This is a genomic window from Salmonella sp. SAL4457 (assembly GCF_046548235.1).
GTDB classification, from domain to species: domain Bacteria; phylum Pseudomonadota; class Gammaproteobacteria; order Enterobacterales; family Enterobacteriaceae; genus Salmonella; species Salmonella enterica.
Genome location: NZ_JBGDZO010000708.1, coordinates 1 through 262, shown reverse-complemented (window position 1 = coordinate 262; position 262 = coordinate 1). Strand labels below are relative to the sequence as shown.

Sequence of the window (262 nt, the reverse complement as noted above, 5' to 3'; positions counted from 1 at the left end):
ATCTGCCAGTGCTTGAGGGCGCCGAGCAGGCTGTAGTGGGAGGTTGAAACGAACGGGGTAGCGATGGTCTTGCCGACCAGGTCCTCGGGTTTCCCGATCCCGCTTCCATTGCGCACCACCAGCGCCTCGGCGGCGTTGATCTGCGCGGAAACGATGAAGGCGACGATCGGCAGCTTCCGCGAGGTCGCCGCTGCCAGCGGGCTGGACCCGATGTTGCCGAGTTGCAGGTCTCCGGAGGCGAGCGCGGCGATCACTTCCGGAC

Annotated in this window: 1 protein-coding gene; it reads right to left on the bottom strand. The window is 66.0% G+C overall.

Translation table 11 applies throughout. From position 1 onward, the window contains the following. On the bottom strand, positions 1–262 hold a 262-nt coding region (locus ACLJNW_RS26000), incomplete at both ends, for an ABC transporter substrate-binding protein (RefSeq protein ID WP_410961477.1).